This window comes from Pararhodonellum marinum, from assembly GCF_015354735.1.
In the GTDB taxonomy this organism is placed as follows: Bacteria; Bacteroidota; Bacteroidia; order Cytophagales; family Cyclobacteriaceae; genus Pararhodonellum; species Pararhodonellum marinum.
Genome location: NZ_JACEFJ010000004.1, coordinates 132,108 through 146,785, shown reverse-complemented (window position 1 = coordinate 146,785; position 14,678 = coordinate 132,108). Strand labels below are relative to the sequence as shown.

Below are 14,678 nucleotides of genomic sequence, written 5' to 3'. Positions count from 1 at the left end.
GTAAAAAAATGCGAGTCTAAAAATCATTTTAATGTAACAGAACCTACAGAAACATCGATTCTCATGGTCATCAAATTTTCCGCATCTTCCTTAAATGCCTTACTGACATAGGTTTTGTTCCCGATGTTTTTGAGGTACTTAGGAACCGAAGTCCTGCACATAGGGGTGGATTTGATGATGACTTTGTAGGGTTGGTTCTCTGAAGGCAATACCACATTGACAGATCCGGCTCCCACAATGGCAGAGATGTCACAGGCTTTGGCCATCCCCTCTTCAAATCCAAGGTTGACTTTGCCGTAATTTATTTCAAACATCATGGTCTCTGCATTAGCATAATTGATATTATTGGCTTCCAAAGTGCCCATATTGATTTTTACCATCATGGTATCCATTAAGGTGGCATTGATTTCCTTTTTGGTATAATAGAGGTTAACATCCGCGCTGGCAGTGTTAATTTTACACCGCGAAACCAACAGATCTGAAAAATCCAGATTTGCCATCCCGATTCCAAAATTTAAATTCAGATTATAAAGGTATGTACTTCCCAATCCAATTTCCCAGATATGGTCAAAATCTCCTTCATTACTGCCAAACAATCTATAAGAAAGACTTTTCCCTAGATTTTCCGATTCCACATTGCTATGAGAAAGAGAGGTGAAAAGTACCGCATCATCTCTGTGATGTGAAAAGGAGGGCAGGATGTTGACTTTAGATAAATGGGCATGAACCATTAACGGAAATCCTGTAGGATCTCTTTTTATTTTGGAGACTCCCTTATAGGAGGAAAAATCAAAATTTACGGCATTTAAACCAATCCCTTGCTCCACCTTGAACTCCTTGACAATCTGTGCCTCGGAAGTTACAAACAAGGTAAGGCTTCCCACGATCAACAAGCATAGTACTCTCCACATACGCATAAATTACGACTCAAGAGTTAAAAGGTTTGGTTTGGACAAAAAAAAGCCAGAAACTTTTCTGGCTTAATATGCTTATTTTTAAAAGAACTCTTTCATTTTGTCAAAGAAACTTTTTTCTCCGCTTCCGGGGTCGGGATTAAAATTGGCAGAATCCCGGAGTTTTTCCAATGTTATTCTTTCCTCTTTGCTGAGTTGCTTTGGTGTCCACACATTTACATGGATGAGTTGATCTCCTCTGTTGTAGCCATTGATGTCTTTGATTCCTTTGCCTTTCAAACGGAGAATTTTACCACTTTGTGTACCTGGTTCCAGTTTGATTTTCACCTTACTTTCTATGGTAGGTACTTCAATCTGAGCTCCTAGGGCGGCATCTACAAAATTGACATACAAGTCATAGACCACATTGTTTCCATCACGCTGAAGGATGTCGTCCTGCACCTCCTCAATGACTATTAAAAGATCGCCAGGAATACCACCTGGTGTCTCATTGCCTTTGCCAGACATGCTGAGTTGCATGCCATCAGCCACCCCTCCCGGGATATTGATGGATAAAATCTCTTCTCTTACGATCAGGCCTTGAGGATCAGCATCGGCTGGCTTTTTATCAACCATTTGACCGCTACCACCACAGGCAGGGCAGGTGCTGGCGGAAACCATCTGTCCAAGCATGGTATTGACCACTTTTCTCACCTGACCAGCCCCATTGCAGGTGGTACAGGTTTTGAAAGAAACTCCTGGTGCGACTACGTGGCGTTTTACTTTGATCTTTTTTTCAACCCCATTGGCTACTTCCTGAAGGTTCATTTTCAACTTAACCCTCAGATTAGTTCCCTTTTTGGTCCTTCGACCTCCTCGGGAACCGCCTCCAAAGAATCCATCAAAACCTCCTCCGAATATATCTCCGAACTGGGAAAAAATGTCCTCCATGTTCATTCCACCACCGCTGAAGCCACCGTTGCCCCCTAAGCCTTGATGGCCGAATTGGTCATAACGTTGCCTTTTTTCAGGATTGCTCAGAACCTCGTAGGCTTCCGCAGCTTCTTTGAATTTATCTTCAGCTTCGGGGTTTCCTGGATTTTTGTCAGGGTGATATTTAATGGCCATCTTTCGATAGGCCTTTTTTATTTCTTCTTGTTGGGCACTTTTACTGACCCCCAATACCTCGTAATAATCTCTCTTTGCCATAATTTTATGCTCCTATTACCACTTTGGCATACCGGACTACCTTATCGCCCAATGTATATCCTTTTTCTACCACATCCACCACTTTGCCTTTCAGGTCTTCTGTTGGGGCCGGGATCTGCGTTATGGCTTCTTGGGTTTCTGCATCAAAGGGTTTCCCATGCAGGTCGTTCATCGGTTTCAATCCTTTCGACTCCATAATTTTGACCAGCTTCTGGTAAATTAGTCTGTTACCTTCTTGATCATTGGCTTCATGGCCTTTGCTTTCTTCAGCTTTGAAAGCCCGCTCAAAATCGTCAACCACAGTAATCAAGTCTTTCAACACATCTTCAGAAGCAGTTTTAATAAGTTCCAGACGCTCTTTTGCTGTTCTCCTTCTGTAATTATCAAATTCAGAATAGAGCCGTAGGTACTTTTCTTTCAACTCCTGATTCTCTTTCACCAGCTTCTGATCATCTGTCTCTTGATCTTGTTCCATACTGGCTTGCTCCACATGCTCTGTTGCGGTAGTTTGGTCTTTCAGAATTTCTTCCTTTTCTAAATTGTCTTTTTCCGCCATTTGATCTTTCATCTTTTAACCTTTTCCTAATCATCAATTCTTTTGCCATAAAGCACTTGCTGACAAAGTGGCACTATTCTATCAGGGCCTGCCAGATCATGTCCTTCAACTTATCGAGTTTATATTGGCTGACAGAGGAAATAAATATGTGTGGGATTTCTTTAGGGACTTCCTTTGCCATTTCCCTTATCAATTCTTCATCCAACATGTCTGACTTCGAAATGGCCAGTAAGCGGTGCTTATCCAATAACTCAGGATTGTATTTCTTGAGTTCATTCAGCAATATGTTGTACTGATCAGCAATGCTTTCAGCATCAGCAGGTATCAAAAACAATAGGATCGAATTCCGCTCGATGTGTCTCAGGAACCGGATACCTAAACCCTTGCCTTCCGAAGCCCCTTCTATGATTCCGGGAATATCAGCCATTACAAATGATTTATCATCCCGATAGGCAACCACCCCCAGATTTGGTACCAATGTGGTAAAGGGGTAATCTCCAATTTCCGGTTTTGCTGCTGACAAGGTGGATAAAAGGGTAGATTTGCCTGCATTGGGAAACCCTACCAATCCGACATCCGCCAAAAGCTTAAGCTCAAGTATAATCCATTCCTCTATGCCTGGTTCTCCAGGCTGAGCAAAATGTGGAGCCTGGTTGGTGGCTGTTTTGAAATGGTCATTTCCCAAGCCACCTCGACCTCCAGAAGTCAGAATTACCTCCTGGCCTTCTTCTGTAATTTCAAATCTCACTTCTCCTGTTTCAGCATCTTTTGCAACAGTACCCAGTGGAACTTCCAAGACAATATCGGTACCGTCAGCCCCTTTTCTTCTTCCACCTTCTCCATTGGCTCCAGCTTTTGCAATCACATGCTTTTTGTATTTCAAATGAAGCAATGTCCAGAGCTGTTTGTTCCCTACTAGGATAACATGTCCTCCCCGGCCCCCATCACCTCCGTCAGGCCCGCCTTTAGGTACATGTTTTTCCCTTCGGAAATGAACCGAACCTGCACCTCCTGCACCTGACCGGGAACAGAACTTAACATAATCTATGAAATTGGAATCAGCCACTATTAGCTTTTGGTTTTGGTGTAAATAAAATTGGCTAAGCATCGCATACTTAGCCAATTGAACACGCAAAGGTAAGAAATATTTTTTATATGCTTTCGTCTACCACCTTGGTGATTTTTTGGAAGATTTCGTCTATTCCTCCTACACCATGCACTTTGGTGAGTTTGTTTTGTGCTTGGTAATATCCCGCCACAGGTAGTGTTTCTTCCAAATAAACCCGGATCCTGGTGTTGATCTTTTGTTCATTCTGATCGTCTACTCTCCCTGAAGTTTTTCCTCTTTCTTTAATCCTCTCTTTCAAAACCTCTTCCGGCACATCCAAAGCAATCATGCAGGAAATCTTCATGTTGTTTTCTTCTAACAAGGCATCTAGGGCTTCCGCCTGAGCCACTGTCCGAGGAAAACCATCAAATATAAATCCATTGGCATCTTTGGTGCTTTTGATTTTATCATCGACCATTCCGATGACAACTTCATCTGGAACCAGGTTGCCTTCATCCATGTATTTTTTGGCTAGATTTCCTAATTCTGTTCCTTCACCCAAGTGTTTTCTGAACAGGTCACCCGTAGATATATGAATCAAGTTGTATTTTAGGATAAGTTTCTCGCTTTGCGTTCCTTTTCCAGCGCCTGGAGGTCCAAATAAAACGATGTTATGCATCTTTCTTTTTGAATTTAGTTGAGTTTATTGCCTATTTAAAATAAATGTTATGCTTTTTAAGCTATTTCAATTGATAGATCTCTTTGAGATTTCTCCCTAAGCCATCATAATCCAAGCCATACCCTACCACAAATTTATTGGGAATTTCAAAACCCAAATATTTGATTTCCACGGGAATTCTCAATGCTTCAGGTTTCAGCAAAAGACTTGCAATGGCTATAGACTTGGGTTTTTTTTCTTTCACCACTTTCAACATGTGCTGCATGGTAAGCCCGGTGTCAATGATATCCTCTATCAGGATAATGTCCTCACCGATAATTGGGTATTCCAATCCAATCAAGTCCTTGACTGTTCCACTGGAAGCTGTAGATTGATAAGATGAAAATTTAACGAAGGAAATTATGGTATTCAAATCAATTTCCTTTACAAGGTCAGAACAAAACATGAATGACCCGTTCAGGATTCCGATCAAAATTGGGCGTCTCCCCTTATAATCCTCAGAAATTTGCTTCCCGAGCTGCTTGATCCTCTTATCGAGGGCTTTGGCAGAAAGGTAAGGGACGAATTGTTTGTCTTTTATGATGATCATTCAAAGGAAATAAAAAAGCCCTAATCAAAGGGCCGTACAAATATAAGAAATTAAGTTATCAATACAGCAATACCTGCTCATTTGCCTTACAAATGAGCCATCAAATACCGGTACATGGACATCATACTTTCCAAATCCTCCCAATACACCTTTTCGTCAGGACTGTGCACATGGTCTTCCGGTGCCCCTATAAAACACCAATCCATTGGGTAAGGTGACATTTGAATCTCCCGGCCGTCACTACCTCCGTGTCCTTCTACTTCCAATTGATAGGGTATTCCACTTGATTTTGCCAATTTCAGTATTTTTTCTAGAAAAGCTTTTCTTGGAATATAGCGGTCTCGCATGGAAATGGCAACTCCTTTTTGGTGCTCTACTCCTTCTGTTATCCAAGTAATGTCAGAAATCAGCGCCTGCTTGATTTTCCATTGTTCATAGATAAATTTACAAAGAAACGGGACGCTTCCTCCACCATGTTCTTCATAGGTAGAAAAAACAATTACCCCATCCTTTAGAACTTCACATAGTTTCAAAGCATTGTAAATACCAAGCCTGTTGTCAAGATAGGCCGCTTGAATGTAATCATTTTCAATTCGGATTTTTTGCCTGAAAGACAAATTGGTGCCTCTTTGGATAGCACGGGGGAAATTGTGAAAAATCTGGTCATTTTCAACCTTCAATTCACATGAAATTGGGCCTAACTCATCTTGACCAACCAGGAAAAAGCCACTTTCAGTTTCAGGACCACCAATGGGAAGCAGTTGATTTGCATACCTTGCCGTAAATCCCACGGTGTCCATATGAGCAAATACTGCCGTTCTAGGTTGCCCAAATTTCAACACAATGGCATCTTGAAAATTTTCACCAAAATAAAGCTCAGGCAAAACATTCCATTCACTTTTTCGTTTTTGAACAAAATCAAGTATAAATTTTGACATTCTATGTTCATCTCCGGAAACACTTTGAATTTCTAGCAAGCATTTAAGTAGTTTCATCTGTTTAGGAATGGCATGATTTGTGAGTACGAAATTAAATTAGTAGATTTTGTGAAATCGCAAAACATTTTAAATTATGTTTATATTTCTAAATAAAAAACATACATTTGCATAACGCAAGTAGTATTCAAAACTAGGAATCTATCAATTAATCAACTTAAATCTTTGGCAAAAAATTTTTTACACATGAAAAAATTATTACTATCAACGTTATTAGTTGGTGCATTGGCATTTCTATCCAATGCCCAGGACGACTTCAACAAGTGGTCCATCGATGTAAATGGAGGCTTTAATAAGCCCATGGCTCCCATGACGCCCGGGTTTTTCTCTCCTAGTCTCAGACTTGGTCATGCTGACTTAGGTGTCAGATACATGCTCAACGAAAAATTTGGTTTAAAACTGGATTATGGTTTTGGAACTTTTAGAAGTTCTAATGATGCTGCTCAAGCAGCTCAATTTGAAACCAGTTACAATCGCCTGAACATTCAGGGTGTTGCCAATTTGGGCAGGATCATGAGTTGGGAAACCTTCACCAGGACCTTCAATGTATTGGGTCATTTTGGTGCGGGTTGGGGCAGTATCACTCCGCAAAGAAATCAGTTTCAGGAAAGAGACGACAATTACAATTTCATCACTGGTTTAACGCTACAAGTTAAACTTGGAAACAGAGTTGCCCTTGTAGGTGACGTCAGTACAATTATCAACGGTCGTCAAGATGTTGCCTTCGATGGTGCATCTGAGATTACTCCTGCAACAGATAACGGCTACTACGGTGCCAACGGTGTTTGGTGGACTGGTACACTAGGTTTGAATTTCTACCTAGGAAGTAAAGTTACTCATGCCGACTGGTATTTAAGAGAGTCTAAGTATGCTACCAAGGATGAACTTGCTCAGCAGATCGGTGAGATCAAGGACATGTTGAAAGATTCTGACGGTGATGGTATCCCTGATTATTTGGATCAAGAGCCCAACACACCTGCAGGCGCTAGAGTAGATGCTAGAGGTAGAACGTTGGATTCTGATGGAGATGGAATTCCTGATCACCTTGACAAATGTCCTTTCTTGCCTGGTCCAGCTGCCAACGATGGCTGTCCTTACGAAGAAGAAGTTAAAGAGATCGACTACTTCAAACAAGCTATCAATGACGGATATGTAAATGTTTACTACGCATTTGATTCTGCCAAACCACTTGGATACTCTGCCTCTGCTGCAAACTATGTGGCCAATTTCTTAAAAAGAAATCCAGGAGTCAATGTAGAAGTAAAAGGTTATGCTGACGAAATCGGACCTGAAGACTACAACATGAAGTTATCTGAGAGAAGAGCTAAAGCAGTATATGATCTTTTGATCGCTTCAGGAATAGATGCTTCCAGAATCTCTTATAAAGGGTATGGAGAAGATACCAGTGTAGATAAAAAATCTGCTGACGCAAGACAACTTGCCAGAAGAGCCAGTTTCGAAGTACAATAATTCAAACAAAATAATATTTAAAAGCCCGGTCTCCCCAGATCGGGCTTTTTTTAGTCCAAAAACTTTGATCCCATGTTCATCCTCAACCAACATGATTCTATAGCCAACGAATTTCTTGCAGATATCCGTGACATATCTGTCCAAAGTGACAGGCTAAGGTTTAGAAAAAACCTAGAAAGGTTGGGACAGATCCTTGCCTATGAAGCCTCCAAATCCATGGATTTTCAGCCTGTTAGCATTGAAACTCCATTAGAAGGAATGAACATTGGCAAGCTTCAGCACCAACCTGTTATCATTTCGGTTTTAAGAGCTGCCATGCCTTTTTTTAGTGGCGTATTGGACTTTTTTGACAAAGCAGATGCCGGTTTCATTGGCGCGTTTCGAAAGACCCATCAGGATGACAACCCTGAAGTTGAAATTGCACTAAATTACCTGGCCGCTCCTTCCATTGAGGGTAGAGAGTTGATCTTGGTGGATCCGATGTTGGCTACAGGAAAATCCTTTATGAAAAGCATTGATCAATTGATTACTCATGGAAGGCCCAAAAAGATCCACATCATGGCAATCATTGCAGCGCCTGAAGGCATTAAATTCATCAAAGACAACCTAGATTTACCTCATGAATTTTGGATCGGGGCGCTTGATACAGGCCTCAACCAAAAAGCCTATATAGTACCTGGTTTGGGGGATGCCGGAGACTTGGCCTTTGGTCCTAAACTTTAATCAATATGGTATATTTTTATCTGTTTTTAGGTTTGGCATTACTGCTTGTATCAGCCAAATTCCTAGTGGATGGGGCTTCGAGCATTGCAGCTAAACTGGGCTTGAGCGCAGGTTTGATTGGTTTAACTGTAGTTGCTTTTGGTACTTCCGCCCCAGAGCTTTTGGTCAGCGTAACTGCTGCACTTAAGGGAACAAGTGATATTGCCATTGGAAATGTCATTGGTTCCAACATTTCGAATATCACTTTGGTATTAGGTATCAGTGCTTTACTCTTCCCGATAGTATTTCCCAAAACCGTCATAAAACTGGATTACACCTTTACTTTACTAACTACTTTGCTGTTTTATGGCCTTGCCTACAATGGAATCATCTCTTTGATTGAAGGAATTGTTTTAGTCATTTTATTCGTCTTGGTTAATCTATATTTCTTCAAAAAAATAAAAAATACCGATCCTGAATTGTCCCCTGAGGATGCAGAAAAACTAAAAAAAGCACCCTTGGCCAAAGCAATAATTCTTGTTCTCATCGGTATAGTAGGCTTGTATTTTGGTTCGGATTTAGCTGTTGAAAGTGCTGTGGAAATTGCCCAAATTTATGGTATTAGCGAAAGGGTTATCGGTGTGACTATTATAGCCATAGGTACTAGCCTTCCTGAGTTGGCCACATCTGTATTGGCAGCATTAAAGAAAGAAACAGATTTAGCCTTGGGAAATATTCTCGGAAGCAATTTGATGAATGTACTATCGATTATCGGAATCACGGCCATAGTAAAGCCGATTGAGGTATCTGACCTGTTTCTTCAAACAGATTTTTTATGGATGATTGGATTCACCATCATCTTATTTCCAATCATGCTGACAGGGTTGAAGATCAGCAGATTGGAAGGGGGATTACTTTTGGTTGGATATGGATTGTACCTATATTTTCTACTGTAATGGAATACCTGATCAAATTTCTAGGAATTTACTTTGCCTGTTTGTTTAAATTCATTGCCGGACCGGTACTTGGATCGGCATTAGGCTATAGTATTTGGGAAATTGTCTTGGTCACCGTGAGCGGAATGATGAGCAGCGTTTTGATATTTACTTATCTAGGAGATTGGATAAGGAGCGAATGGAACATCCGGGTCACTAAAAAAAGAAAGACTTTTAGTCCAAAAACCAGGAGAATCATCAGGATATGGCAAAAATTTGGAGCAGGTGGCGTGGCCGTGCTTACACCACTCTTACTCACTCCTATTGGAGGGACGATCGTATTGACCAGTTTTGGGGTAAAAAAAACCAAAATATTCAGCTACATGTTTGCGAGTGGGTTATTTTGGTCAATGGTATTGGGACTAAGCATCACTGAGATTTTAAAAATACCGTTTTTCAATTACTTACTGCGGTAGTTCTTCATCAGGTAGGATTTCTATGTCTTGAATCAAGACCTTTTTAGATATCTGTTGACCCGTGAGTGTAGCCGCAAGACCTCCCATTGCTGTTTCCTTGTATTTACTTTCCATACTGGAGCCAATTTCTCCCATGGCTTCTATGCATTCATCCACAGGTATCACCGCGCTGACATCAGCCAAAGCAATTTGGGCTGATGAATTGGCAATGGCAGCTGCACTGGCGTTTCTTACCACACACGGAATTTCCACCAACCCCGCAACTGGGTCACAGATAAGCCCAAGCATGCATTGAATGGTTATGGCCACTGCATTGAAAATCTGATCAGTGCTTCCTTCCAGGCAATAAACGATTGCTCCGGCAGCCATGGCAGCCGCAGAACCAGTTTCAGCTTGACAACCTCCCACAGCCCCTGCCAAACTGGCCTTTTGTTCTATGATCAAGGCAATCCCCGCTCCGATTAGCAAGCCCTCCAAAATTTTCTGATCGGGTAAATCATGGATTTCCTGAAGGGTGTACAAAGTGCCTGGAAGGATGCCTGATGCTCCGGCTGTAGGTGCCGCTACTACCCTTCCCATGCAAGAATTGACTTCTTTTGCTGCCAAAGCCCTGGATATCAACTTTTGAAATTCGGGTGAAAGCACAGCCAAAGGGTGTTGAAATACCTTTTTCGCTCCATTGTTGATCATGCCTGATTTAGAAACCATATCTTCTCTCAGACCGGTATCCACAGCTTCTTTCATGACTTGGTAAGCTTTGCCAAGTCCCTCCCAAATTTCTGGTTCTTGTCTTCCTTTTTGATTTAGTTCATATTCCAAAACCGAGGCTATCAATGTCATCTCGTGTTTTTTACAGTAAGCTTTCCATCCTTCAAAGGATTCAAATAAAAAACTCATATTACATTTGGGTTTGTGTATCAATAAAGTTCTAAATAGAAATCGACAATAAAAACTTTTGGTGAAAATACATTCTGGATCAAAAAAAATGATAGGTATAGATAGTTGTTTTCTAAACATTAAAATTTGGTTAATTTTAAGTCTTAACTAGTATTTTTATGCATTTTTATGTATTTTAATTACATTATTTAATGTAAATTTTAAAATCAATACTATGGGTCTATTTAGTTTTCTAAAGGGCAAAGGCAAAAAACCTACCCCAGCACAGCTTGAAGCGGAAAAAGCTTTAGCTGCTGCTAAAAATGAAGCAGATATTATCGCAGCCAATGGAAGAATTGCCGCTGAAATCTCGAGGGATGTTATGGCCTTGGGTCTTAAAGTGGATAATTTTAACTTGAAAGTAAAAGATGGTACAGCTACCATTTCCGGTACTGTTCCTGATCAATCCACTAAGGAAAAAGTTGTTTTAGCAGTAGGAAATAATGTAGGAATTGCCACCGTTGATGATCATTTATATGTGGCTGTGCAGGAACCCGAAGCTGAATTTTACACTGTTGAGAGCGGCGATACCTTAGGCAAAATTGCCAAAAAATATTATGGAGATGCCATGAAGTATCCAGTGATCTTCGAAGCCAATAAACCCATGCTGGCCGACCCTGACAAAATCTATGTGGGGCAAACTTTAAGAATTCCGCCTCAAGCTTGACATTAAATTTAAAAAAAAACACCTCCAAGTAGAATCAATCTTGGAGGTGTTTTTTTTATTTCACTTCAGTTATATGGGCTTTCATCAATATTGGCTCCATCGGTCTAGCCATGCTGTTTATATATCCCTTGGCATACAGGTCTTCCCGGATCGAAAAAGGAATAACTTGGGTGGTATTTCCAAAACTAAGATGAGAGGGAGAGATCAACTCTACCTTGGCACCTTTTTTTAGACCCTTGAACCCCTTGTTCATGAACTCAAGATTCCCAGTGGCCCCAATGACAATTCTAGCTGGACTAGAACCGGTTTTTATCTCTGCAAATGGTTTTGCCTCATTAAAATGATAAATGGAAAAAGTGAAATCTACCAAAGACTCATTTTTGGAGACCTCAGAAGCCGCATTTCCTTCTTCAACTATTTTGAGATAAATACCATCTGATAGCTTTTCAAACCCCTCGAGTTCATTTTCAGATATGTAGGCTTGAATCATGTCATCCTCTTTGATTTTGCACTCTTCCTCGGATAAAACCTCTGCTACTTTAAGTTTAATGATAAGATTGCTGTAAGGTAAAATCAGTTGTTGATATCCATAGTTAAAGTAGCCCAGATGAGAAGGTGCATATACGGTAATACTTTCACCTTCCTTAGCCAGTCCAACCGCAAAGTTGATAACCCTAGGTACCATTCCAGGCTCCCCGTGAAGAAAAAAAACGGGATCCTTGGACTCATCCATATGACTGTCAATTAATTTCCCATCGAGGGTTTTGATTTCATAATAGATCCCTACCCTGGAATTGTTGATGATAGGGTCGGCGTCTGGAAAAGTTTCATCTTTGGTATAATAATACCCTGCTTCCGTTATTTGAGGAGAAAGGTTATTGCTTTCCAAGTATTCCTTCAAACGCTGGTTTTCTCTTTCTACGATTTGGTTGTTCTCATTATCCATACTATTCATACAGGAAAATGAACATACTGCTAACACTAGGGCAAATATTGCCCCCTTATTCATTGGATTCATAGTAAATTTATTGTGGTTTATTTTTTGAGTTGGAAATTCATCCGTAGGTTAAGCCCTCCAATAGAAAACTGTTGTTCTGCAAAAGTCATGTTGCCCATGGGTAATTTATAAAAAGGTTCGATTGAAAGGAATGTCCCGTTTTTTAAACTGTATTCGTAGCCAATAGATAAATTAAGCATCCTGCCCAGATCAACGCTGCTCTCGTTCCCTACTGGACTGAATTCAGCAGAGAACTGTTGAACTTGGGTAAATCCAGAAGAGGCTTCCTGGGAAGAAAGGGCAAACGCATTGGTGTTGAAGGTACCCGTGGTAGATTGGTTCAGGTAAATCATACTGGAAAGACCTGTCATCACAAACAAGCCTGAGTTTGCTTTATCTACTACTTTGTATTTAAGGTTCACAGGAATATCAAGGTTGGCAAAAGACAATTCATAGTCCGCTCTAATCAGGTTATTGGTAAGAGAGTTAGCTCTATAAACAGAAGAACCCATGGCAGAAACATTGGCATCAGCAATAGGTACCATTTGATCTTGAGGAAGATTGACGGAAAGGTTTCTTCCGGTAGTAGTAAACTCATTGGCTACCAGATTCTGTCTCGCATAGGCAAGTCCCACATCCAGTTTCAATCTTCTACTGAAGGAAAATTCAGACATAATTCCAGCACCGAAATTCATTCCCGACACGGCAGTGGAGGCTGCCTGTGGTGAAACCATTACTCCCAACCTCATGGGATTACTGTTGTTTTTATCTAAAGATTGATTTTCAGACAAAACATCCTCACTTTTCCACTTATTGATCCAATCTTGGGCATCGGTTTCATCCTGAGCCAAAATACTGGCCCCAAGGTTCAAAATAGGGACTTCCAATACTACGTCTGGATACGGAAGTTCTAATCCCAAACCTTGGATTTCCATGGTTTGCTCTAAATTGGAAGCAGGCACATTCGTGTCAATTTTAGAAGAACCGATTTGGTTGTGAATAGATTTACTTTCTCCAGCGAATAGGTCTCCCCGTTTAGAAGGCCCATCAGGCAATGTAGCGATCCATGGGAAATCGGTTTCGGAAATCTGTTCACCTCTTTCAAGAGTCGACAATGCTTCAGACAATTTATCTCCCTTGGCGCTGCTGGCATCGTCAGAAGGTCTCAAGACTTCAAATTTGCTACTGTCTAAAGAAAGGGTATCCGCCAAGGAATAGACTTTCTCCTCCAATTGGTCCGAAACCGGCCACAACACAAATAATAGTAATAAACTGGCCGCAATGCCAGAAACCCAAACAGGCCAGTATACCCAGATTGGTTTCCTTTTGGGTTTAAAATAAGCCTTGGAAAATTTATCCCACTCTCGAGGGTTATAAGGCTCCTGATGTTGTTCAAAGGAGGCCTTTATCTTTTCTACCAGCTTTTTATCGAATTGCTCCTTCATTTTTTTCTTGATTCATCGCTGTTATTCTTTGCCTTAACTTTTGCTTAGCCCTGGCCAGATAGGTCCTTGAGGTACTGGAAGGAATTCCCAGTTCCATGCCTATTTCGTTGTGGTTATACCCTTCAATTTCGTACATGTTGAACACCATCCTCAGTATCTCAGGCAATTCCCTCAGAATTCTCATGATCTCTTCTTTGGTAAGTTCATCTATGACATTGGCATCACAAAGCTCTTTTTCGGCTTTATCAATATCCATGACAGCATAGTACCGGACATTTTTCCGATAATAATCAATGGAGGTATTGACCAAAATACGCCTAAACCAACCTTTAAAGGACTGCTCATCTATCACTTGATTAAGTTTTTCAAAAACTTTCATAAAGCTGTCATTGACGATTTCGCAGGCCTCCTCGCGGGAATTGGAGTACCTCAATGCAATGCTCATGGCATAGCCATAGAAGTGCTTGTAAAGCCTTTCAAGGGACTTTGGGTCCCCTTTTTTTGCTTCCTTAATGAGGTGATGCTCCAATCTTTGCAGATTTATTTGATCGATCTATTATTATGACGTGAGTCAAGTACAAAATGCTACATTTCAGAAAAAAAAAGTTGAGCGATGATGGCTTAGGCTTAAAAATGAAAATGAACGGTTTGCTGAATACCCGGATCAAGGCTTAAGGCTACCGGGCAAGTTAAGGCTGCCTTTTTCAACTTTTGAAGCAGATTTAGATCTTCAAAAGGCTGATCCCAGTAAAATTCAACCACAATTTCTTTGATTTTTCTTGGGTTTTCCTGCATGATTTTCACGATTTCCCATTTCAACCCAGTTAAATCCTTTCCCTCACGGTTCGCCAAAATTCCCATGATGGTAGCCATACAGCTTCCAAGTGATGCTGCTACTAAATCCGTCGGGGAAAAAGCCTGCCCCTTTCCATTGTTGTCTACAGGGGCATCAGAAATCAAAGTTGTTCCAGAAGCCAAGTGCTCGGCAACTGTCCTTAGGTTTCCTGAATAAGAACTTTTTATAGTGGGCATAATCGTTTAAATTTATTCTAAGTTTGATAACTTAGTGCCAAAATTAGCG

Annotated in this window: 17 protein-coding genes; 5 read left to right on the top strand and 12 right to left on the bottom strand. The window is 40.8% G+C overall.

Going from position 1 to position 14,678, the window contains the following annotated elements:
• Nucleotides 1-23 precede the first annotated feature (23 nt).
• From H1A14_RS09950 to H1A14_RS09920, 7 genes are all read right to left on the bottom strand, one after another.
• Nucleotides 24-911: a hypothetical protein gene (locus tag H1A14_RS09950; RefSeq protein WP_194776105.1), complete on the bottom strand. Its 888-nt coding sequence runs from the start codon at nucleotides 909-911 to the stop codon at nucleotides 24-26.
• 84 nt (nucleotides 912-995) lie between these two features.
• Nucleotides 996-2,102, bottom strand: coding sequence for a molecular chaperone DnaJ (gene dnaJ, locus H1A14_RS09945; protein WP_194776104.1), 1,107 nt, complete (start codon nucleotides 2,100-2,102; stop codon nucleotides 996-998).
• 4 nt (nucleotides 2,103-2,106) lie between these two features.
• The gene (locus H1A14_RS09940) at nucleotides 2,107-2,670 is read right to left on the bottom strand and encodes a nucleotide exchange factor GrpE (protein WP_228527714.1); all 564 of its coding nucleotides are present in this window, start codon (nucleotides 2,668-2,670) and stop codon (nucleotides 2,107-2,109) included.
• Nucleotides 2,671-2,731: 61 nt separating this feature from the next.
• On the bottom strand, nucleotides 2,732-3,724 hold the full coding sequence (gene obgE, locus H1A14_RS09935) for a GTPase ObgE (protein ID WP_194776103.1): 993 nt from the start codon (nucleotides 3,722-3,724) through the stop codon (nucleotides 2,732-2,734).
• Between the two features lie 85 nt (nucleotides 3,725-3,809).
• Nucleotides 3,810-4,385, bottom strand: a complete 576-nt coding sequence (locus H1A14_RS09930; RefSeq protein ID WP_194776102.1) for an adenylate kinase — start codon at nucleotides 4,383-4,385, stop codon at nucleotides 3,810-3,812.
• Nucleotides 4,386-4,446: 61 nt separating this feature from the next.
• Nucleotides 4,447-4,974, bottom strand: a complete 528-nt coding sequence (gene hpt / locus H1A14_RS09925) for a hypoxanthine phosphoribosyltransferase (protein WP_194776101.1) — start codon at nucleotides 4,972-4,974, stop codon at nucleotides 4,447-4,449.
• A gap of 86 nt (nucleotides 4,975-5,060) precedes the next feature.
• Nucleotides 5,061-5,969, bottom strand: a complete 909-nt coding sequence (locus H1A14_RS09920; protein ID WP_194776100.1) for a M20/M25/M40 family metallo-hydrolase — start codon at nucleotides 5,967-5,969, stop codon at nucleotides 5,061-5,063.
• Between the two features lie 186 nt (nucleotides 5,970-6,155).
• On the opposite strand from H1A14_RS09920, the gene H1A14_RS09915 reads away from it, so the two are divergent.
• From H1A14_RS09915 to H1A14_RS09900, 4 genes are all read left to right on the top strand, one after another.
• Complete coding sequence (locus tag H1A14_RS09915; RefSeq protein ID WP_194776099.1) at nucleotides 6,156-7,439, top strand: OmpA family protein; 1,284 nt, start codon at nucleotides 6,156-6,158, stop codon at nucleotides 7,437-7,439.
• A 72-nt stretch (nucleotides 7,440-7,511) separates the two neighbouring features.
• Entirely contained in the window at nucleotides 7,512-8,162 is a 651-nt protein-coding gene (gene upp / locus H1A14_RS09910; RefSeq protein WP_194776098.1) for a uracil phosphoribosyltransferase, read from the top strand.
• 5 nt (nucleotides 8,163-8,167) lie between these two features.
• Nucleotides 8,168-9,097 carry a calcium/sodium antiporter gene (locus tag H1A14_RS09905; protein ID WP_194776097.1) on the top strand — a complete coding sequence of 310 codons (930 nt, stop codon included), beginning with the start codon at nucleotides 8,168-8,170 and terminating at the stop codon, nucleotides 9,095-9,097.
• Nucleotides 9,097-9,552 carry a hypothetical protein gene (locus H1A14_RS09900; protein ID WP_194776096.1) on the top strand — a complete coding sequence of 152 codons (456 nt, stop codon included), beginning with the start codon at nucleotides 9,097-9,099 and terminating at the stop codon, nucleotides 9,550-9,552. The genes H1A14_RS09905 and H1A14_RS09900 overlap by 1 nt, the downstream gene beginning before the upstream one ends.
• Here H1A14_RS09900 and sdaAA read toward each other — a convergent pair.
• Nucleotides 9,541-10,449, bottom strand: a complete 909-nt coding sequence (gene sdaAA / locus H1A14_RS09895) for an L-serine ammonia-lyase, iron-sulfur-dependent, subunit alpha (protein WP_194776095.1) — start codon at nucleotides 10,447-10,449, stop codon at nucleotides 9,541-9,543. The two genes, H1A14_RS09900 and sdaAA, sit on opposite strands and share 12 nt — an antisense overlap.
• Before the next feature lie 214 nt (nucleotides 10,450-10,663).
• Here sdaAA and lysM point away from each other — a divergent pair, with 214 nt between their 5' ends.
• Nucleotides 10,664-11,155 carry a peptidoglycan-binding protein LysM gene (gene lysM / locus H1A14_RS09890; RefSeq protein WP_194776094.1) on the top strand — a complete coding sequence of 164 codons (492 nt, stop codon included), beginning with the start codon at nucleotides 10,664-10,666 and terminating at the stop codon, nucleotides 11,153-11,155.
• Nucleotides 11,156-11,210: 55 nt separating this feature from the next.
• Here the strand turns inward: lysM and H1A14_RS09885 are convergent, their stop codons facing one another.
• From H1A14_RS09885 to H1A14_RS09870, 4 genes are all read right to left on the bottom strand, one after another.
• Complete coding sequence (locus tag H1A14_RS09885) at nucleotides 11,211-12,110, bottom strand: FKBP-type peptidyl-prolyl cis-trans isomerase (RefSeq protein WP_194776093.1); 900 nt, start codon at nucleotides 12,108-12,110, stop codon at nucleotides 11,211-11,213.
• 80 nt (nucleotides 12,111-12,190) lie between these two features.
• The gene (locus H1A14_RS09880; RefSeq protein WP_194776092.1) at nucleotides 12,191-13,597 is read right to left on the bottom strand and encodes an outer membrane beta-barrel protein; all 1,407 of its coding nucleotides are present in this window, start codon (nucleotides 13,595-13,597) and stop codon (nucleotides 12,191-12,193) included.
• The gene (locus H1A14_RS09875; RefSeq protein WP_194776091.1) at nucleotides 13,578-14,126 is read right to left on the bottom strand and encodes an RNA polymerase sigma factor; all 549 of its coding nucleotides are present in this window, start codon (nucleotides 14,124-14,126) and stop codon (nucleotides 13,578-13,580) included. Before H1A14_RS09875 ends, H1A14_RS09880 begins: the two co-directional genes overlap by 20 nt.
• A 98-nt stretch (nucleotides 14,127-14,224) precedes the next feature.
• Complete coding sequence (locus H1A14_RS09870; RefSeq protein WP_194776090.1) at nucleotides 14,225-14,629, bottom strand: OsmC family protein; 405 nt, start codon at nucleotides 14,627-14,629, stop codon at nucleotides 14,225-14,227.
• Between the last annotated feature and the right edge of the window lie 49 nt (nucleotides 14,630-14,678).